General features: G+C 44.8%; 18 protein-coding genes and 1 pseudogene. 14 read left to right on the top strand and 5 right to left on the bottom strand.

Features of this window, described 5'->3' with window-relative positions; translation table 11 throughout:
- Positions 1 to 281: 281 nt before the first annotated feature.
- A complete protein-coding gene (locus tag A2048_01980; protein ID OGP10696.1) occupies positions 282 to 2,810 on the top strand; it encodes a hypothetical protein in 2,529 nt (842 codons plus the stop codon).
- 51 nt (positions 2,811 to 2,861) lie between these two features.
- Here A2048_01980 and A2048_01975 read toward each other — a convergent pair whose 3' ends face one another.
- From A2048_01975 to A2048_01960, 4 genes are all read right to left on the bottom strand, one after another.
- Complete coding sequence (locus A2048_01975) at positions 2,862 to 3,242, bottom strand: hypothetical protein (protein ID OGP10695.1); 381 nt, start codon at positions 3,240 to 3,242, stop codon at positions 2,862 to 2,864.
- On the bottom strand, positions 3,239 to 3,490 hold the full coding sequence (locus A2048_01970; protein ID OGP10694.1) for a hypothetical protein: 252 nt from the start codon (positions 3,488 to 3,490) through the stop codon (positions 3,239 to 3,241). The genes A2048_01975 and A2048_01970 overlap by 4 nt, the downstream gene beginning before the upstream one ends.
- A gap of 65 nt (positions 3,491 to 3,555) precedes the next feature.
- On the bottom strand, positions 3,556 to 5,172 hold the full coding sequence (locus A2048_01965) for a methylmalonyl-CoA mutase (protein OGP10693.1): 1,617 nt from the start codon (positions 5,170 to 5,172) through the stop codon (positions 3,556 to 3,558).
- A gap of 47 nt (positions 5,173 to 5,219) precedes the next feature.
- Positions 5,220 to 6,035: a hypothetical protein gene (locus tag A2048_01960; protein ID OGP10692.1), complete on the bottom strand. Its 816-nt coding sequence runs from the start codon at positions 6,033 to 6,035 to the stop codon at positions 5,220 to 5,222.
- 126 nt (positions 6,036 to 6,161) lie between these two features.
- Between A2048_01960 and A2048_01955 the strand changes: the two genes are divergently transcribed.
- The 13 genes from A2048_01955 to A2048_01895 all read left to right on the top strand — a co-directional run bounded on the left by A2048_01955 (position 6,162) and on the right by A2048_01895 (position 18,870).
- Complete coding sequence (locus A2048_01955; GenBank protein ID OGP10691.1) at positions 6,162 to 7,274, top strand: NAD(P) transhydrogenase subunit alpha; 1,113 nt, start codon at positions 6,162 to 6,164, stop codon at positions 7,272 to 7,274.
- 134 nt (positions 7,275 to 7,408) lie between these two features.
- Entirely contained in the window at positions 7,409 to 7,708 is a 300-nt protein-coding gene (locus tag A2048_01950) for a pyridine nucleotide transhydrogenase (protein OGP10690.1), read from the top strand.
- On the top strand, positions 7,705 to 9,084 hold the full coding sequence (locus tag A2048_01945) for an NAD synthetase (protein ID OGP10689.1): 1,380 nt from the start codon (positions 7,705 to 7,707) through the stop codon (positions 9,082 to 9,084). The genes A2048_01950 and A2048_01945 overlap by 4 nt, the downstream gene beginning before the upstream one ends.
- An 83-nt stretch (positions 9,085 to 9,167) precedes the next feature.
- Positions 9,168 to 9,503, top strand: coding sequence for a hypothetical protein (locus A2048_01940; protein ID OGP10688.1), 336 nt, complete (start codon positions 9,168 to 9,170; stop codon positions 9,501 to 9,503).
- A 35-nt stretch (positions 9,504 to 9,538) separates the two neighbouring features.
- The gene (locus A2048_01935) at positions 9,539 to 10,333 is read left to right on the top strand and encodes an ATP-binding protein (protein ID OGP10687.1); all 795 of its coding nucleotides are present in this window, start codon (positions 9,539 to 9,541) and stop codon (positions 10,331 to 10,333) included.
- 72 nt (positions 10,334 to 10,405) lie between these two features.
- The gene (locus A2048_01930) at positions 10,406 to 11,593 is read left to right on the top strand and encodes a VWA containing CoxE family protein (protein ID OGP10731.1); all 1,188 of its coding nucleotides are present in this window, start codon (positions 10,406 to 10,408) and stop codon (positions 11,591 to 11,593) included.
- Between the two features lie 4 nt (positions 11,594 to 11,597).
- Positions 11,598 to 12,149: a hypothetical protein gene (locus A2048_01925; GenBank protein OGP10686.1), complete on the top strand. Its 552-nt coding sequence runs from the start codon at positions 11,598 to 11,600 to the stop codon at positions 12,147 to 12,149.
- A gap of 27 nt (positions 12,150 to 12,176) precedes the next feature.
- Positions 12,177 to 13,865: a hypothetical protein gene (locus tag A2048_01920; protein OGP10685.1), complete on the top strand. Its 1,689-nt coding sequence runs from the start codon at positions 12,177 to 12,179 to the stop codon at positions 13,863 to 13,865.
- Between the two features lie 201 nt (positions 13,866 to 14,066).
- Positions 14,067 to 15,608 carry a methylmalonyl-CoA carboxyltransferase gene (locus tag A2048_01915; protein ID OGP10730.1) on the top strand — a complete coding sequence of 514 codons (1,542 nt, stop codon included), beginning with the start codon at positions 14,067 to 14,069 and terminating at the stop codon, positions 15,606 to 15,608.
- Between the two features lie 29 nt (positions 15,609 to 15,637).
- A complete protein-coding gene (locus A2048_01910; protein ID OGP10684.1) occupies positions 15,638 to 17,161 on the top strand; it encodes a hypothetical protein in 1,524 nt (507 codons plus the stop codon).
- A gap of 1 nt (position 17,162) precedes the next feature.
- On the top strand, positions 17,163 to 17,684 hold the full coding sequence (locus A2048_01905) for a hypothetical protein (GenBank protein ID OGP10683.1): 522 nt from the start codon (positions 17,163 to 17,165) through the stop codon (positions 17,682 to 17,684).
- Between the two features lie 86 nt (positions 17,685 to 17,770).
- Positions 17,771 to 18,415: a hypothetical protein gene (locus tag A2048_01900; GenBank protein ID OGP10682.1), complete on the top strand. Its 645-nt coding sequence runs from the start codon at positions 17,771 to 17,773 to the stop codon at positions 18,413 to 18,415.
- Complete coding sequence (locus A2048_01895) at positions 18,412 to 18,870, top strand: tRNA (uridine(34)/cytosine(34)/5-carboxymethylaminomethyluridine(34)-2'-O)-methyltransferase TrmL (GenBank protein OGP10681.1); 459 nt, start codon at positions 18,412 to 18,414, stop codon at positions 18,868 to 18,870. Before A2048_01900 ends, A2048_01895 begins: the two co-directional genes overlap by 4 nt.
- Positions 18,871 to 19,040: 170 nt before the next feature.
- Here the strand turns inward: A2048_01895 and A2048_01890 are convergent.
- Positions 19,041 to 19,412 (bottom strand): annotated as a pseudogene (locus tag A2048_01890) (hypothetical protein).

Raw genomic sequence — 19,412 nt, 5'->3', positions numbered from 1 at the left:
AACCTTCAAGCCAGAGAGAACATTTTTTTTGTTCGATTTGCAAAGGGTTCTTAAGTGGGTGCTTAGGGGGATGCCCGGATGATTCAAAAAAATTTCATGGGCAAAAGATTAAACCAAAACATTGAGGATGCCAAATTGCTATTTAAACAGGAGGTTTTTGGCTTTTCTACCGTTCAAAAAAATTGGTGAAATCGAAAGCACCTTTTTGGGCTATTTGCCGATAATAAAGGACGCGTTGGTATGGGTTTCGATATTGAGACAATGAAAACTGGAGAAACAAAATGACACAAGCAACTGGCGTATGCCCCCTTCCCAAATACACCTGGAGATGCCGGGATGATAAATGCAATGTGAGTGATGATTTAGGGCATTTCCCCGATATTTCAATCGCCCCCGAAGAATTTGATGATTTTAATAAAGACGCCTCCTCCATGCCCGAATTTTCTTCATGTGATGGAGGGGAAGTAAGACTTTTCAATATGGCTTTGAATATGAACAGCTTTAAGCTGGTTAGCATGTCCGTCAGAGAAATTGAAAGCAGCATTAAAACTTTGTTTGACGAAGCCTTTGAATATAAAGGTCCGCCTGAATTAAGCATGCCGGTCAAAAATGAAGCCGCTGCTAAAAAGCTGGACTGGATCCAAACATTCATTAACCGGGCTCTGGGAACAGATCCTGCGTCTCCAAAATTAACAGAAATCCTGGCTAACAAGAATATCACCCTCTATTTAACCCTTGCTAATCCCAAGGTAACTCCCGAGGATCGGGCTTATACCTACGCCCTACTCACGGAAAAAAATCCCGCCAAGTTAAAGGGGATAGAAGCGGTCTCTACAAGGCGCTTATTAGTGGAGGCACTCCAAAATCCTGAAGTTGTTTATAATCTGGAGAGTCCTTATTCTGTTTCTTCTAATATAGCCTATGCTCTTTTGCTTAAGGTAAAAGGACTTGCATGGCTCGAGGAGCATTTAAAAAAATATTATTCAGAATCTGTGAGCCAAGAGATTTTTAAAACTCATGGTCTTGAAGGTAAATGTCAAGAGGCCATGAAGATGGCCCCGGATCAAATTTTTATCCGTTTTTTTGAGATTCAAATATTGATTACAAATGGGCAATTAAATCCTGCTGAAATAAAATCGGCAGCGCAGGAGCTCGTTTGTTTAGCTGATGTGGCGGCCAGAAAAAAACTGCCTTTGACCACTTCTTTTTACAAAGCTTATTTAGCTCGATTAACCACTGATTTTGGAGACCCGAAAACGGCTGAATATGCTTTTTCTGCAGCGTTATCTCGTGCAGATGGTTACCGTGTGAATGATGCAAGAACAGGGGCTTTTTTTCAAAACCTTCATGCCCACGCGTTTAAGATATTTCACTCTTTGGATCCCAAGGATCGTTTTTCTAATGGAGTCATGAATATGTTAGATGCTTGGACGGGCTATCTTTTTAATTCAGGGCTCAGTGGAGGAAATTTGGATGCAATGTTTGAGGATCAAGATGATCTTTTGAAAACAGGTGCCCACCCGCCCATACAAATTACAGACTTGGAGTCGTTGAATACTTTAAAAGATGGAGATGTGGCTGTGGTTAGTGGCGCGAGTCTGTCTGCATTGATTCCCAACTTAGATGTTTCTGGGGAAGTAAAAGCTTCCATGGGAGACCAAAAATTTACTTATCAAAATCTTGTGCGAGATAATTTGCAGACGGTTCATGTGGGTTCTGCAAATGATCCTGCTTTAAGTCAACATCAGGCTGCAGGAAGGGCGTTCGGAATTTTACGAACCACCTTAGTGGCTCATCCCAAAGATAGGAAATATTCTTGGGAGTTTTATAAAACCTTAGTCCATGAAGCTGCCCATAATTATTTCTTTAGACACCATTTCAATTACAAGGATGCATCCCGCCAGGCTTCATTAACCATGAACGAAAGGTTTGCTTATGCAGTGGATCTTGAATTTCTAAAGTCTTATAAGGAAAAAAATGGGGCGACCCTATCGGCTGATGAAAGAAAGGCATTGGAAGCTTCCATTGAGAATTCTTCAGAAAGAGTTCGCAGGGCCAATCGTATTTTAGGTCTTGATTGCACGGATTACAAACCCGTTTTATGGAAGGAAAATCTTGATGGCTTGAAAAATGATTATAGCTTCCAGCCCGGCCAACCAGTTGAGCTTTATACATCTCCTTCTGACCCAAGAGCGGATGCTCTCGTTAATAAACTGGATCCTATGCAAAAAGAAAAAGTTTTCAGAAAAGCAATCGCCGATACAGTGAAAGCTTATTTATTTCAGATGCAACAAGCATCTCCCACTCAGGAAGCAACGGATGCAATGGCTGGTCGCATTTTTAAAATTACGGATGAGTTGGACAAGCTGGGCTCTGCAGAAATTTCCAAGACCTATTTGATTGATGAAGACTTACGCTGGTATTTCAGCTCTATGGGAACCACGCTGACAACGACAGGAGCTCAATGGCAAAAACATAAAAATCTTACCATAGCCAACTCCATAAAGAATGAAGAGTTTTTGCGAATGGCAAGGAAATGGGCACAAGCCCGCTTTGTAACGCGTGCCCCAAACACAGATCCTTCAAAAGAAAACGATATTACTCAATTTGTTAGCGATATGACTTTGGATGTTATGCCCCCAAAGACGTACCCGGCCAATCATCCCCTGGTGGCCCTTGTAAAAGTCCAACTAAAACATTATCCGTTGGCAGAACAACAAAGCTACACCAATGAAGAGTTATTTCATTCTTTGTACGACGAAGCTATCAAAGAATATGAAATGAACGGCCATATGTGCGAAGTGCCGTGATGAACTACAACACCACTGTTTTACGATATTTCTGAAATACTTTCTTAAGTATCAATCAATAACCAAATGAGCTGCTGTTTCTTTCATCCATCGATCCCTGGTTAGGATCTTTGTTGATGTAGCCAGGGCATGAGCGAGAATCACTCGATCAAAAGGATCTCGATTGCTTGTAAGTTTTAAAGAATGGAGAAGAATCCCTTCATCAAAGGAGGCAATACTAAAATTATCCTGATTTTTTAAGGCGATCAAAAAATCTCCCATCTCTAACTTCACTCTTCCTATTTCCGTGAGATATTGGACTTCCAACAAACTCATGGAAGGTACCAGGAATTGATTGGTCTCTTTTTTGAAGATGATTTTCTGTTTCTGGCTCAGCCGGGAGGGCTCAACAAAACGCCAGATCAGGACATGGGTGTCGATGATATAGTTCATTGGATGCCCATGTAGGTGAGAAGGTCTTTTTCACTTTTTTCGTCAAGTTGTCCCACTTTTCCTTCGATGAGGGGGGTAAGTTTTATCGGTCCCTTTTTCTTTTTCTTTTTAAGGTTCAGATAGGCCTGATACGAGACAATGACATTGTTCCCCTTTTTATAGAGGACCTTTGTAGGCATTGCGTGGGAGCTCTGTTCCAGGATTTGGAAGAGGTTTTTCCGAAGGGCTGTTGCGGTAATCTCTTTCATGCGTACAGTATAAAGTGTACATCTTAGAAATCAAGAATTATTTTAAATGCTATATGATGCATCACTTACAGCACCACCGTCTCACGATACTCCCCAAACACGGCGCGAAGGGCGTTTGATATTTCGCCCAGGCTGGCCATGCATTTTACGGCATTTAGGATGTGGGGCACGAGATTGTCTTTCCCTTTTGCTGCTTTTTGAAGAGATTCCAGCGCTTGTTTTACGGTTAAATTGTCTCGGCTGGTTTTAAGTTTTTTGAGCTTGTTGACTTGCTTTATTTCAAGCTCGGGTTTTACTTTGAGTAAATCCTGTTTTAAGGGATCGTTGGTTTGAAATTGATTCACGCCAACAATAATCAAATCTTTATTCTCACATTTCTTTTGATATTCAAATGCGGAGTTTTGGATGGCCAATTGTTGAAACCCTTTTTCGATGGCCTTGACCGAACCGCCCATCTCATCAATTTGTTGGATCAACTTCAGGGCTTCTTCTTCAATTTTATCCGTTAAATTTTCTACAAAATAAGAGCCGGCCAAAGGATCGATTGTATCGGTGACGCCTGTTTCATAAGCGAGCACCTGTTGAGTACGAAGGGCCAACATCGCGGACTCATGCGTAGGTAATGCTAAAGCCTCATCGCGCGAATTGGTGTGTAAACTTTGTGTACCACCAAGTACGGCGGCTAGAGCTTGGTAGGCTACACGTACGACGTTGTTGTCAATTTGTTGGGCCATAAGGGAACAGCCCGCTGTTTGGGTGTGAAAGCGAAGCTGGCATGAACGGTCATCGGCCTTGAAGCGTTTTTTCATCAGCTTGGCCCAAAGCCTACGTGCGGCACGAAACTTGGCCACTTCTTCAAATAAATAATTATGAGCATTAAAAAAGAAGGAAAGCCGTGGGGCGAAATCGTCCACTTTCAAGCCGGCATTAAGGGCGGCTTGCACATAGGCCAAGCCATTGGCCAAAGTAAAGGCGATTTCCTGAACTGCGGTCGAGCCTGCTTCACGAATGTGATAACCGGAAATGGAAATGGTGTTCCATTTGGGTACATGGTCTTTGCAAAAGGCAAACACATCCGTAATGATGCGCATGGACGGGGCAGGGGGATAAACATAAGTGCCGCGCGCAATGTATTCTTTTAAAATATCGTTTTGAATGGTGCCTGAAAGTTTTGTAGAAGGAATTCCGTTTTTTTCTGCCACCGCGATGTAAAGGGCCAGCAAGGTGGAGGCGGTTGCATTAATGGTCATGGATGTTGAAACCTGTGAAAGATCAATGCCGTTAAAAAGCGTTTCCATGTCTTCCAAACTATCAATGGCCACTCCTGTTTTTCCCACTTCACCTTTTGAGCGCACATCATCTGAATCAAGACCCATCTGTGTGGGAAGGTCAAAAGCCACCGATAGCCCGGTGCCTCCATGGGCGATCAGATCACGATAACGTTTGTTTGATTCCTTTGCCGTACCAAAGCCGGCATATTGGCGCATGGTCCAAAAACGCCCGCGGTACATGTTGGGTTGAACCCCGCGCGTAAAGGGAAATTGGCCGGGATACCCAAGGTTTTCATTGTAATTGGCGTCACTTTTTTGAGGGAGATAGAGTTCTTTAACTTCAAGATCAGACAGCGTCTGGAATTGTTTGCGGGTTTGTTCCGGAATTTTTTTTGGGTTTTTAGGTGCCATGAGTGCGGCACTCTATAACTTTAAACCAAAAACGAGTCAAATAACTGTTACCAGTAACGTTCAACGTGAACGGTGCCCGGCTCTGTGTTTTTGTGCTCTTTGAAACCATCTTGCCCCATGAGCGGGATGATCGAATCGATCATGCCAGGAGAACCGCAAAGAAAGACATGGGTGTTTTCAGGCGTGGGTTTGAAGCCCCAGGCTTTTTCCAAAACCCGGTCGGACCATAATCTTTGGACATGCCCCACGGGGCCCTTCCAGGGAATGGGGTCTTCATGGGGCCTGCTGATCATGGGGAAATAATTGAAGCGGGAACACGAACGTTCCATCAAAACGCATTCGGACCGATAGCCCAGATCCTGACTTATTCTGACACCATGAAACAGGGCAAAACGGCGTTGATTGTTTTGATAAAGAAAAGTTTGCAGCATGCTATTGAAAGGCGCTATTCCTGTACCGGTGGCCACTAATACGATGTTTTTGTCGGCAGGGATATCATCCATATAAAAATGCCCTGAAATTTTTGGGGACATATAAATTTCAGAGCCGACTTTGAGATTCCAAAGTCTAGGAGTGAGAACCCCGTCTTTAACCATCGTGATGTAAAATTCGATGGTATCGCGATTTTTGGGTGACGAGGCGATTGAGTAAGCTCTTTGGATAAACTTGTCGGGATCGACGGTTTTTTTGTCCGGAAGCCCCAAGGCATGGCGCGTTGTAGAACCCGGCAATCCCAATATGGCAAATTGCCCTGGTTTAAAGGTCGGAAATTCCCAGCCCATGGGGACAACTCTAAAAATAGAGACCTCAGGGCCATAATCGATTCGTTCACTTATTTTTGAGTTAAATTCGGGTTTAGCCATAAATTTGATCCCTCCTGGGAGCGCTTGAGCCAATCATAATATAGGCATGCCGACCATGAGCAAAGTCATCTTTTAAAAAAATTTTTATCTTGAAAAAAGAAAGAACTTGGAGCAACTTCAGCCGCCATGAAAATCTTTATTCCAAAAGAAACAACTCCAGGTGAAAACCGGATATCCATGATCCCTGCTTTGGCAGACAAACTTGTCAAGCTGGGGGCAAGCCTAGAAATCGAATCTTCATTGGGAACCCATCTGGGTTTTTCGGATGAAGCTTATACCAAGGTCGGTTGTAGCTTAAGTAAAAATCGTCAAGAGAGTTTATCGCAGGCCGATATGGTGTGCCGCTTAAGAAAGCCGGCTGTTGAAGAAGTAAGCTCCCTTAAAAAAGGCGCCATCCATGTAAGTTACCTTGACCCCTTTAATGAAAAGACTCTTGTGGGAGCACTTGCCAGTCAAGGCGTTTCGGCCATCAGCATGGAAATGATTCCTCGCAGCACTCGCGCACAAAAAATGGATAGCTTAAGTTCCCAAGCTTCTTTGGGAGGATATGTGGCCGTTATTGTAGCCGCCCAACGCTTGCCAAAAATATTCCCGATGATGATGACCCCCGCGGGCACCTTGGCACCTGCCAAGGTATTTATCATTGGGGCCGGTGTTGCCGGGCTGCAAGCCATTGCCACAGCCAAAAGAATGGGGGCTCGGGTTGAAGCCTTCGACACGCGCCCTGTTGTTGAAGAACAGGTCAAATCTTTAGGTGGTCAATTTGTGAAAATTGATTTGGGTGAAACGGGTCAGACGGCCCAAGGGTACGCCAAAGAATTAACCCCCGAACAGTTGGCCAAGCAAAAAGAGGGGATGAAGAAACACTGCTCGCAAGCCGATGTTGTTATTACAACGGCTCAAATTTTTGGCAGAAAAGCTCCTGTATTGATTACCACAGACATGATCCAGGCCATGAAGCCCGGAAGTGTTGTCATTGACATGGCTGTTGAAACAGGGGGCAATGTTGAGGGCTCTGTCAAAGGAGAAGAAGTTGATGTGGGCGGAGTAAAAATTGTCGGTATTGCCAATTTGCCCGGATTGGTGGCCCAGGATGCCAGCAAAATGTATGCAAGCAATCTCTATAACCTCATTCAGGAATTTTGGGACAAGACCAACAAAAAATTTCAACTTAATCTGAGTGACGACATTTTAAAGAGTTGTGTTGTCTGTCACGAAGGAAAAGTTTTATTTGGTTAAGTGAATCTCTTCCGGCGTGGGATACTTCCCCGGAGATTCACCAAGCCCGAAGGGCGTTGAGGGGGAAGGTTCCAGCGGCTTTGCCGTTGGAAGGGGGCGACGCAAGCCCCCTAAAATCGAAAGGGGAATAATTTATGGATCCTTTTTTAATTATCAGTCTGGCCTATGTTTTCATGCTTTCAATCTTTTTGGGTTATGAACTGGTTTCAAAAGTTCCTGCACTGCTTCACACCCCTCTGATGTCGGCAACCAATGCCATATCGGGTATCTCGCTGGTTGCTTCCCTTGTGGCTGCGGGTGGTAAATATGGAACCTTAAGCTCCATTTTGGGGTCTATTGCAGTCATGTGTGCCACTATCAACGTGGTGGGTGGTTTTTTAATCACGGACCGTATGCTTAAAATGTTTCGTAAGAAAGAAGGAAAAGCAAAATGATTTATATTGTATATATCTCTTATATTATTGCGTCTCTTTGTTTCATCCTTGGGCTTAAAGGGTTGGGGAAACCCAACACGGCACGAAGGGGGATTAACCTGGCCGCCGTTGGTATGTTGGTGGCCGTTGTGGGGACCCTTCTCCATCAGGATATTATTCGCTACGAATGGATTATCGCCGGACTGATTGTGGGAACTGTGATTGGTATCCCCATGGGTCTTTGGATTCCCATGACAAAAATGCCGGAACGAATTGCCCTTTCCCACTCTTTTGGTGGTTTGGCGGTGGCCATTGTGGGTATTGTTGAATACATACGTCACTCTGTTCCAGGGATGCATATCAGTCCTTTTTCGATGGGAGCCGTGGGGTTTGAGGTTTTGTTGGGGTCTCTTACTTTTACTGGAAGTCTTATGGCTTTTGGTAAGCTTCAGGGTTTCTTGCCGGGCAAACCCCAGACTTTTAAATCTCAAAATCAGCTTAATTTATTGGCTATGGCAGTAGGAGTCGTGTTGGTGGTTTTGCTAATTATCAATCCACACCAGCCCCACATATTTTATACCGTGCTCGCTTTAGGATTTGTTTTGGGTGTTTCATTGGTTCTTCCGATTGGCGGAGCTGATATGCCCGTCGTGATTTGTCTTCTTAATTCTTATGCAGGGCTTGCGGCCTCCTTTTCGGGGTTTGCCTTGGGAAACACCGTTCTTATCATTTGCGGCGCTCTTGATGGCGGATCCGGTTTTATTCTGGCGATGCTGATGAGTAAGGCCATGAATCGTTCCTTTAGAAACGTCATATTTGGAGCCTTTGGTGGCGAGGTGGCCGCTCCAACAGGGGATCAAAAAGGAGTCGTTGTTGAAATGAGTGTTGAGGAAGCCGCTGAGGTTTTAAAAGCGGCATCCAAAGTCATTGTTGTTCCTGGTTATGGTCTGGCTGTGGCCCAGGCTCAGCATGCCGTTCGAGAGATGGGTGAAATCCTGGAAAATAATGGAACGGAAATCAAATATGTCATTCACCCTGTGGCCGGACGCATGCCGGGGCATATGAACGTTCTACTTGCCGAAGCCAATGTCCCCTATGATTCCCTTGTTGAACCCGAAGATGTTAACCCGAACATGGAAAATGTGGACGTCGCCATTGTCATTGGTGCCAATGACGTGGTGAATCCGTCAGCCAAAACAGACAAGAGCAGCCCCATTTACGGAATGCCCATCATCGAGGTTGATCGCGCCAAAACGGTTTTTGTGCTTAAGCGCTCCATGGCCTCCGGGTTTTCGGGCATTGATAATCCTCTTTTTTACTGCCCCAATACACGGATGGTTTTTGGTGATGCCAAAAACACGGTTCAGGCTCTTCTGTCCCATCTTAAAAGCAGCTGATCCAATCTGTTTAAGTTGGCTGCCATTTTCGACAGAAAAGTTTTTGTTATTGCTTATTTTAAAAGCTTTGGTAAATCCGCTTTATGAATATAAAGCAGATATCCGTTAAAGAATTAAAAAATAAAATCGATAACAAGGAAAACTTCAAGCTTGTTGATTGTCGCGAGAAGACAGAATATGATTTGTGCCGCATTGAAGGTTCCACTTTTATTCCGCTCTCCGAATTTTCTACTTGTATAGCAGCTCAAAATTCTCCCCTACATCCCGATGACGAAATTGTCATTCATTGCCACCATGGGGGTCGGTCGATGAAGGCCTGCCAGTATTTGACGAGTCTTGGCTATAAAAATGTCACCAATCTGAGTGGTGGAATTCATGACTGGTCGGTCGAGATTGATCCGAGTGTAAAGCAATATTAAATCGTTTAATGGGTCCTATGGGACCAATAGGACCTATGAAATATAAAGGCACCAAAGATTACATTGCCTCCCAAGACTTAACCGACGTTGTCAACGTTTCTTTGGCCATTGGGCGTCCTTTGCTCATCAAAGGGGAGCCGGGCACGGGGAAAACAGTTCTGGCCTCTTCAGTGGCCCAGGCCATTGGGCGTCCGTTGTTGACATGGAACGTGAAGTCCACGACCAAGGCCCAGGAGGGTTTGTATAATTACGACACCGTCCAGCGTTTAAACGATAGCCGCTTTGGGGAAGGCAATGTCCGCGACATCAAGCGTTACATCAAATTAGGAAAAATGGGAGAGGCTTTTACATCTTCTGAACCCGTTGTTTTGCTTATTGACGAAGTTGACAAGGCTGATCTTGAATTCCCCAACGATCTCCTAACTGAACTGGATGAAATGCGTTTTTCCATTCCGGAAACAGGGGAAGAAATCAAGGCCAGGCATTGCCCCTTGGTGGTGATTACCTCCAATTCCGAAAAAGAATTGCCGGATGCTTTCCTTCGCCGATGCGTGTTTTATTATATTGAATTCCCCGATATCGAAATGATGAAGCAGATTGTAAAAGTGCACTTTCCCGATATCGAAAAAACCCTTCTTGAAAATGCCCTGCGCCGTTTTTATCAAATACGCGCCCAAACTCACTTAAGAAAACCTCCTTCCACTTCTGAACTGATTGACTGGCTGCATGCTCTTATGGCCATGGGAGTTGGTGCCCAGGACTTGCTCAAAGACATCCCATTGCTTGGTTGCCTCATTAAAAAAGATGAGGATATGAAAATCCGCGTGTAGGGGCGCTGCTTGCTGCGCCCAGGGCCCTATTTCAATGAAGGGCGCAGCAAGCAGCGCCCCTACGGAAGAAGCATGTTACTTCCCTTTTTCTATACTCTTCGCGCCTTTAAAATTCCCGTGGGGATCAATGAATGGCTCACCCTTATGGAGACCATTGCCCAGGATTTAAATGATTTCTCCCTCGACAAATTTTATTATCTGGCCCGGGCCATCTTGGTGAAGTCGGAAGCCTTGTTTGATGCCTACGATGAGGCTTTTCTTGTTTGTTTCAAGGGAAGGGAAGGGGATTTTAAGGCTAAAGATGAGTTGCTTAAGTGGTTGGACAAAATGGTGGAAGGAAAACGGCCTGCCATGCCCAATATTCCCCCATTGACTTTGGATGAACTAAGAAAAAATTTTTTGGAACGCATGCGCCAGCAGATGGAAGAACACCATGGGGGGAGCCACTGGATTGGCACGGGGGGCACTTCGCCCTTTGGACATTCAGGAACTCACCCTTCAGGCATCCGTTTGGGTGGGCCCGGTGGGGGGCGCATGGCGGTCAAAGTGGCCGAAGAAAGGCGCTTTGCCAATTATCGCCATGATCGAACCCTTGATGTGCGCCAGTTTAAGGTGGCCCTGAAACGATTGAAAAAACTGGAGAGGGAAGGGCCGACTGATTTTTTGTCGATTGAAAAGTCTGTTGAAAAAACGGCCAAAAACGCAGGAGAAATTGAACTCGTTTTCGAAGCGGACAAAAAAAATCAGACAGAACTTTTGCTTTTGATGGATGTGGGAGGAAGCATGGATCCTTATATCCAACTCATGGAGGCCCTTTTTTCAGCGGCCCATGCTTCAAAGCATTTCAAGGCTTTTCATCATTTTTATTTTCATAACTGCATTTATGGAAAAGTGTTTACAAACATTCATCGGAATGAGTCGGTTCCCACCAATGATTTGTTTAAAAAATTCAGGAAAAGTTTCCGGTTGATTATTGTGGGGGATGCTTGCATGAACCCCTATGAACTTTTTTCGCCGGGGGGTTCCATTGATTATTGGGAAAACAACCCATCTGCCGGTTTGGAATGGCTGATCAAATTAAAAACACATTTTAGCCATTCGATATGGCTTAATCCCGAACCCAAAGCCTATTGGGATCATGTCACGATAAAATCTGTCTCCAAGGTTTTTCCCATGTATCCATTAACGCTCGATGGATTAAGTGAAGCCACCGATGATTTAAGACGGGAAAAGGTGCAGACAGCGCCCTCGTCTCTATGACCCTATGCATCGTCAAAACTTATTAGATTTGCTACAGACTTATTCTCCCCAAGATTCCCAAGATGAATTGATAAAAAACAATTTTATTCACTTTGTAAGAGAAAATCCCCTCTGCTTTGAGCGTTCTTTAACGAAGGGGCATGTGACAGGCTCGACCTGGCTTCTTCATCCAACAGAAGATAAGGTTCTCCTTCATTTCCATAAGAAACTGCAGAAATGGATGCAATGTGGGGGGCATGCCGATGGTGACCCCATCATTTTGAATGTGGCCGTGCGAGAGGCAGAAGAAGAATCTGGCATTTCGGGTGTTTATCCTGTAGAAAACGGCATCTTTGATATTGATGTTCACCTTATTCCCAAAAGGGACCATGAGCCGGAACATCTTCATTATGATGCCCGGTTTTTATTGCGTGCGCCCCATGAAAACTTTTTGTGTAGCGCTGAATCGGAAAAATTACAATGGTTCACTTTTGAAGAACTCAAAAGATTGAATGTGGAAGAATCGGTTTTAAGAATGGCCAGAAAATGGTTTATGGGAAAAGGTAATGAGTCATAAAAGAAAGCGCCCCATCACCTTCTCACCATGATCCATGTCAACATGCAAACACTGAAACAATTTCAAAACAAGGTATCGGAAAATCTTTATACGACTGATAAAGGTTTTCAAAAACAGTTAAAATATGTTGTGGGTGAGAAAGAAGCGGCGCGGTTGGGTGAAGTTCTCAACAACTGGGAAAAAAATCTTCCAGCGTGGAATCTTTTGGCCGATGAAGCGGCCCGCCCTGAAAAACTTCCCCGCATCGAAAAATACGATCGGGTTGGCAACCGCGTTGAAAAAATTGTTCTTCCCATGGAAACCCGCACGATTCGCAGGCAGGTGGTTGAAAAGGGGTTGTGGACCAGCCCCACAGAAGTTGAAAAGTTTTCCAAAATTTATCTCTTGGCCCAATTGGGAGAGTCCGGCGTTACCTGTCCTTTGGCTTGTACCGATGGGCTGATTCGTGTGTTGAAGGCCTTGGCTCCCGATTTCGTGAAGAAAAAATACCTCCCCCTCCTTGAGTCAGAGCAATTTCCCTTGGCAGGGGCCCAGTTTATCACCGAACAAAATGGCGGATCGGACGTGGGCGCCATTGAAGGCCGAGCCGTTCAAAACACGGATGGCACTTGGGGAGTGTTTGCTGAGAAATGGTATTGTTCAGCCACCGATGAGTTTTTTCTTGTTTTGGCAAGGCCTGAAGGGGCCCCTGCCGGCACGGAAGGATTGGCCATTTTCTTTATCCCGCGCGTGATTGAATCGGAAGGTAAGCTTGTTCCGAATTCACTTTCCATCAAGCGTTTAAAAGATAAATTGGGAACCCAGTCCCTCCCCACCGCTGAAATTGATTTTGAAGGTTCCAAAGCATTTCTTATAGGAAAAAAAGAAGAAGGTTTTCACAATCTGATGAATTACATTTTAAATGTGTCGCGTGTGCATAATGCCGCCAATAGCTTGGCCATTCATCGCAGAGCTTTTGCAGAAGCCAGAAATTATGCGGCTCAACGGATGGCTTTTGGGAATACATTGGATCAATTTCCCCTCATTCAGGAAACCCTTGTCTCCATCCTCACCAAACTTGAATCTCGCCGCCTTCTTTCAATCAAGCTATGGAAGCTGTTGGACGAAAATGGTTTCTTGCCGGAAGACAATGAGCAACGTTTCTGGCAACGTTTTTTGATCAATCTTTTAAAATACCGAACGGCTTTTGAACTCACTGAAAATGTGAAAGAGGCCATCATTGTTTTGGGGGCTAACGGAATTATTCAAGACTTTAGCATTCTACCCCGGATTTTGCGTGACAGTTTGATTGTGGAAACATGGGAAGGGCCGCACAATATTCTTTGTCTTCAAATCATGCGCGATTCGGCCCGTTTTGATTTCTGGGGACGCCTCTTTAAGGAAGTGAAAGGATATCTTGAATCGTGGCCCAAAACCCAGGCTCCTCAAACCCGTACTTTGTATGAAAAAGCTTTGAGTCAGCTTCAAGAGAGGGTTGGTGGTTTGAAGAGGGAGGATATTCCTGCCCTGGCACGCAAAATTGTGGATCGTGTGAGTGATTTATTGGAAGTTGGCGAGCTGATGACGCAGGGCCAGATTTTCCAAGCATCTTGGCTGGCCTTTAAAATGTGGGGAGACCCGCTGGAATTTGATAATCCCGCAAGAAAGATTTTGCCGCAGGTCGCCCTTGATTTGATTGAGGAAAAAGAAGTCAAAATAGATCCGAAAAATTTATAGGAAAAAATATTTTGAGATTGGAAATAAGAAGTGGGCTAAGTGATGAAAAGGTAGGAAACGCTTGACTAAAACAACCCTCCTGTTTACAAACTCGATCTCTTGATTCTGCATTTTTTTAGTTTGATCCGTTTTTTTATTTCGGCCCCAAGGGGCTAAAGTTTGAGTCGAAGGATCAATCAAGAGCAAACAAAAGGTTTTATCGTGAAAGACAAAATCGAAATTCTCAAAGAAAAAGAAGCCTTGGCCTTGGTCGGTGGGGGCGAAGACCGTATTGCCAAACAGCACAAGGAAGGCAAAAAAACGGCTCGTGAGCGTGTTGAATTGCTTCTTGATCCGAATACTTTTGTTGAAACCGACCGTTTCATGACTCATCGGTGTTCTGACTTTGGTATGGAAGAAAATAAAATATTGGGCGATGGTGTTGTTACCGGTTACGGCAAAATCGATGGACGGTTGGTTTATGTCTTTGCCCAGGATTTTACAGTGTATGGTGGTTCGTTGGGTGAGGCTTTTGCCAAGAAAATCTGCAAGGTAATGGATTTGGCGGCCAAAACGGGGGCTCCCGTCATTGGTTTGAATGATTCCGGAGGGGCTCGTATTCAGGAAGGTGTGATGAGTTTGGCGGGATATGCCGACATCTTTTTACGCAATGTTTTGCAGAGTGGCGTTATCCCCCAAATTTCGCTGATCATGGGCCCATGTGCAGGCGGAGCGGTTTATTCCCCGGCCATGACTGATTTCATTTTAATGGTCAAAAATACCTCGCACATGTTTATTACCGGACCCGATGTCATAAAAACAGTAACACACGAAAATATAACTAAAGAAGATCTTGGCGGTGCCATGACCCACGCAAGCAAAAGTGGGGTGGCTCACTATGCGGCCGAATCGGAAGAAGCCTGTATTCAATTTGCACGTGAACTTTTTAGCTACATCCCTTCCAATAACAGGGAAAACACTCCCTTTGTGCCCACAAACGATCCGGCCGATCGCATTTCTGAAAAATTGAATGCGCTTATTCCCGACAATCCAAACAAACCTTACGACATGAAGCTTCTTATTAAAGAAGTAGTTGATGACGGGCAGTTTTTGGAAATCCATGAACACTATGCCAAAAACATGGTGGTGGGTTTTGCCCGTCTTGGGGGACGCTCCGTTGGTATACTCGCCAACCAGCCCGCTCATTTGGCAGGCTGTTTGGATATTGATGCTTCTATTAAGGGTGCGCGCTTTGTCCGTTTTTGTGATGCCTTTAATATTCCGTTGGTCACTTTTGTGGATGTTCCCGGTTTCTTGCCCGGCAGTGACCAGGAATATGGCGGCATTATTCTGCACGGGGCCAAATTGCTTTATGCTTTTTGTGAGGCCACGGTTCCCAAGGTCACCGTTATTACCCGGAAGGCTTATGGCGGAGCCTACGACGTGATGAGCTCCAAGCATATTCGCGGGGATATTAATTTTTCTTATCCCGGTGCTGAAATTGCGGTGATGGGGCCTGATGGCGCTGTGAATATTATTTTCCGCAAGCAATTAATGGGGGCCAATGCAGATGATGAGAAGAGTAAACTTGTCCAAGAATATCGTGAAAAATTTGCGAGCCCCTATAAAGCCGCTGAACTGGGCTATATTGACGAAGTGATTTTGCCATCGCTGACACGTAAAAAAGTGATTGAGTCTTTGGAAATGTTGCAAAACAAGGTGGATACAAATCCGCAAAAGAAACACGGAAATATACCGCTTTAAAAATAGGTCCAATAGGACCTATAGGACCTATGAAAAAAATCAGAAAAATCCTCATTGCCAACCGCGGTGAAATTGCCGTGCGTATCATGCGTACCTGCCGTGATTTGGGCATTGGTACGGTGGCTGTTTATTCAGAAGCTGATCGTACCGCCCTCCATGTTCAATTGGCCGATGAGGCTTATTTTATCGGGCCATCTCCCTCCATCGAAAGCTACCTTATTATCGACAAAATTATTGATGTGGCCAAAAAGAGCAAGACCGATGCGATTCATCCGGGATACGGTTTCTTGTCGGAGAAGGCGCCTTTTTCCCAAGCTTGCAAAGACGCCAGAATTATTTTCTTGGGGCCCGATCCTGACTCTATCCGCAAAATGGGAGATAAAATTGAGGCACGCAAAGTGGCCCTTGAAGCCAAAGTGCCGATGGTTCCCGGTATTCAACGTCCCTTAAAAGATATTGCCGAGGCCAAACAACTGGCCAAAGAAATGAAATATCCCGTTTTACTTAAAGCGTCTGCCGGTGGGGGTGGAAAGGGCATGCGCATTGTTGAAAAGGAAAGTGAGATTGAATCGGCTTTTGATCGCGCTACTTCAGAGGCAAAGAAAGCCTTTAATGATGGTTCTTTATATATTGAAAAATACTTAAAAAAAGCTCGTCACATTGAAGTGCAAATGATCTGTGATCAACATGGAAACCGTTTGCATTTATTTGAACGTGACTGCTCTCTTCAGCGCCGCCATCAAAAAATCGTGGAAGAAGCTCCTTTCGGCCTTATCAAGCCTGAAACGCGCGAGGCCATGATGAAATCCTGTCTCCGTTTGTGCGAAAAGGTGAATTACACGGGGGTTGGAACCATTGAGTTCCTCATGGATGACGATCAAAATTTCTATTTCTTGGAAATGAATACACGCTTACAGGTCGAACATCCTGTTACGGAAATGATTACAGGGTTGGATTTGGTCGCCCTTCAAATCGCCATCGGGGAAGGGAAACCACTTCCCATTAAACAGGCCGATGTCAAAATTCACGGAGCTGCTGTGGAATGCCGTTTGTATGCGGAAGATTCTGACAATAATTTCATGCCCTCACCAGGGACTATTCAGTGGATCAATCTTCCTGAGGGCCCGGGGGTACGCCACGACACGGGTGTTTATGAAGGGGCCACCATTCCCATTTTTTATGACCCCATGATCGCCAAGCTCATCACCTGGGGTGAAAACCGCGAACAGGCTCTTGCTCGCATGACCCGTGCCTTGCGGGAATATGAAATCGGCGGTTTCAAAAACAATATTTCTTTTTTAAGAACCATTATTGAACATCCTGAATTCGTAAAAGGGAATACTTACACGCGTTTTATTGATGATCATCCGGAGCTTTTTGAAAAAAGGAAAATCGAATTCCCCCAAGAATGGATTTTTGGTTTGGCCGCCTATGATCAGATGAAATCGCAAAAAAATATTGGAACGGGTAGGGACAATCCTAGGATTGTCCCTACGGAATCATCACCCTGGAAAATATTGGGGTTGCGCGAAGCCTTGGGGAAAAGATTTTAATATGGGCACAAAATTTACAGCCACCTACAACAACCAGGAGATTCCCATTGAAGTGGAAGAGCTCGGGAAAGATTCCATCAAAATCAAATCGGGGGAGAAGCAATGGGTGTTGGATGTGCATAAAGCAGGGTTCCATCATTATTCCGTTGTTAACGAGCACAAGTCCTATGATCTCCGTTTTTTTCACAAAGATTCCAATGTCGATGCTTTTTGGGATGGAGAACATCTTTCCTTCAAACTGGAAGATCAGCGCGCCATTTTAAAACGCAAAGCTTCCGGCAAGGAAGGGGCAGGCCACAAGCTTGATGGCCCCGTTGAAATTGCCGCCATGATGCCCGGAAAAATTGTGGCGGTTAAGGTTAAAAAAGGGGACAAGGTTTCAGAAGGCCAGGGCATTGTTATTTTGGAAGCCATGAAAATGGAAAATGAACTCACTTCACCCAAAAATGGAGTTGTTGTTGATGTGCGAGCTAATGAAGGTCAGTCGGTTGAAAGTGGATCCATCCTTGTGGTTGTTGAATAAATTCTTTTTTTCAAAAATTTAACGTATTTACTCCTTCTTAAAATCCATTTAAACTAGGTTTGTTTCCTTAAAAAGGGGAGGTGAGGATGGGAATCCTTGGTCGTTTGACTTTGGTTGTTCTCTACGTTTGTTTGTTTATGGCCTCCTATTTTGCCACGGCCAAATATGTGATACAGGCCGGCACTCTTCATTCCCTGGCTCTTCCATTAGATGAATCAATCCCTTTTTTTGTCTGGACTTTCTGGGTTTACATTACTGTCTACATCGTGCCCGTGATGGTCTTTTTTTTATTGAAAAACCGCACCGATATCCTTCTTTGCTTTGCCATGTTTGCAAGTGCCCTTTTTATTCACTTGATCGTGTGGCTTGTTTATCCCGTTGAATATCATTTAAGACCCAATCTTGTTGTCCCCACGAGCTGGTTTATGCGTTTGGTGGATGGCTTCTATAAGTTTGACAACCCTCCACTCAATTGTTTTCCTTCTTTGCATGTGACAGGGGCTTTTCTTTCCTATTTTGTGGTCAAAAAATTCAAACCCTCTTTGGAGAATTTTTTGTTTGTGTTGGCCATTCTTATTTCCATTTCAACACTCACCTTTAAACAACATTATATTTTGGATGTGTTTGCTGGTTTTGGTGTGGCTTTCTTTTTAAAGAAGATTTTTCTGGATTTTGAATTGCAAAAAATAAGATTGGGACGTTTGTCATTTCTTGATAGAGCCAAGTCATGAGCCCCTTGCATATTGTTCTTGTAGAACCCCAAATTCCCCCCAATGCCGGAAATGTAGCCAGGCTTTGTGCCGCCATGAAGCTGACCCTGCATTTGGTGGGGCCGCTCGGCTTTTCAACAGAAGACCGTTATTTAAAAAGGGCGGGGCTTGACTATTGGCCCTATGTGGATTGGCATGTCTACTCCTCTTGGGCCGAATTTTTAAAGAGTCACGGAGAAGGGCGGCATTATTATCTTACGACAAAATCAAAAAAGTCCTACACGGATGTCCTGTATCAAAAAGGGGATTACTTAATTTTTGGAAGTGAAACAAAAGGTTTATCCGAAGATATACGAAAAGGCGGTGGCGAAAACACCATCACCATTCCCATGAAAGAGTCCGGTGTACGAAGCTTGAATCTTTCTTCAGCAGTAGCCATGGTTGCAGGCGAAGCGTTGAGGCAGATAACTTTGTAGATACAAGGGGCGAACCTTGCCTGCCCACCTATGGAGGGTGTTCGCCTTTCTAGCAGTTTGTTGACAAAGTCCCAGTTCATGGTTCGACGGGGCTCACCATGTCCAATTAAAATATTGAAAAATAAAGGACACCCTGCCTGCCCGCCTCTGGAGGGAGCCTCGTCGAAGGGTTAATTTGTGGAAGGGACGTGAGGCGCTTCCTGCGGAGCCACTTCAAGATGGGGGGCTTCCAAGGGTTGGGTTTGTGCGGGTGGTTGGGGAGTCACCCCTTGTTCCAAGGCATAAGTCATGGCTTGTCTGGCACGTTGAACCATCACCCATTCCTGATAACGTCGTTCGCCTTCGACCATCAGGGCATTTTTCATCGAACTATCGCGAATGGGTTGATCCGGATCCATATAATAAAACGAGGCAGGGGAAGTAGAGTACCAGGAATAAAAATTGCCCCAAAAATAGAGGCGGGGGGAGTGCCTATAGCTTGAAAAACTAACGTAGCCAACCCCCGGCATGACCACTCCGGGAACATAATAACCCGCGGTGAT

It is taken from the genome of Deltaproteobacteria bacterium GWA2_45_12, assembly GCA_001797365.1.
Taxonomy (GTDB): domain Bacteria; phylum UBA10199; class UBA10199; order UBA10199; family UBA10199; genus UBA10199.
Note: the sequence above shows the minus strand (reverse complement) of the source record. Positions and strands in the feature narration are given on the sequence as shown.

Bases quoted from the DNA above. Each gene is read 5' to 3' on its own strand.
- A2048_01980 (OGP10696.1), top strand. From the start codon at position 282: ATGACACAAGCAACTGGCGTATGCCCCCTTCCCAAATACACCTGGAGA.
- A2048_01975 (OGP10695.1), bottom strand. From the start codon at position 3,242: ATGAACTATATCATCGACACCCATGTCCTGATCTGGCGTTTTGTTGAG.
- A2048_01970 (OGP10694.1), bottom strand. From the start codon at position 3,490: ATGAAAGAGATTACCGCAACAGCCCTTCGGAAAAACCTCTTCCAAATC.
- A2048_01965 (OGP10693.1), bottom strand. From the start codon at position 5,172: ATGGCACCTAAAAACCCAAAAAAAATTCCGGAACAAACCCGCAAACAA.
- A2048_01960 (OGP10692.1), bottom strand. From the start codon at position 6,035: ATGGCTAAACCCGAATTTAACTCAAAAATAAGTGAACGAATCGATTAT.
- A2048_01955 (OGP10691.1), top strand. From the start codon at position 6,162: ATGAAAATCTTTATTCCAAAAGAAACAACTCCAGGTGAAAACCGGATA.
- A2048_01950 (OGP10690.1), top strand. From the start codon at position 7,409: ATGGATCCTTTTTTAATTATCAGTCTGGCCTATGTTTTCATGCTTTCA.
- A2048_01945 (OGP10689.1), top strand. From the start codon at position 7,705: ATGATTTATATTGTATATATCTCTTATATTATTGCGTCTCTTTGTTTC.
- A2048_01940 (OGP10688.1), top strand. From the start codon at position 9,168: ATGAATATAAAGCAGATATCCGTTAAAGAATTAAAAAATAAAATCGAT.
- A2048_01935 (OGP10687.1), top strand. From the start codon at position 9,539: ATGAAATATAAAGGCACCAAAGATTACATTGCCTCCCAAGACTTAACC.
- A2048_01930 (OGP10731.1), top strand. From the start codon at position 10,406: ATGTTACTTCCCTTTTTCTATACTCTTCGCGCCTTTAAAATTCCCGTG.
- A2048_01925 (OGP10686.1), top strand. From the start codon at position 11,598: ATGCATCGTCAAAACTTATTAGATTTGCTACAGACTTATTCTCCCCAA.
- A2048_01920 (OGP10685.1), top strand. From the start codon at position 12,177: ATGATCCATGTCAACATGCAAACACTGAAACAATTTCAAAACAAGGTA.
- A2048_01910 (OGP10684.1), top strand. From the start codon at position 15,638: ATGAAAAAAATCAGAAAAATCCTCATTGCCAACCGCGGTGAAATTGCC.
- A2048_01905 (OGP10683.1), top strand. From the start codon at position 17,163: ATGGGCACAAAATTTACAGCCACCTACAACAACCAGGAGATTCCCATT.
- A2048_01900 (OGP10682.1), top strand. From the start codon at position 17,771: ATGGGAATCCTTGGTCGTTTGACTTTGGTTGTTCTCTACGTTTGTTTG.
- A2048_01895 (OGP10681.1), top strand. From the start codon at position 18,412: ATGAGCCCCTTGCATATTGTTCTTGTAGAACCCCAAATTCCCCCCAAT.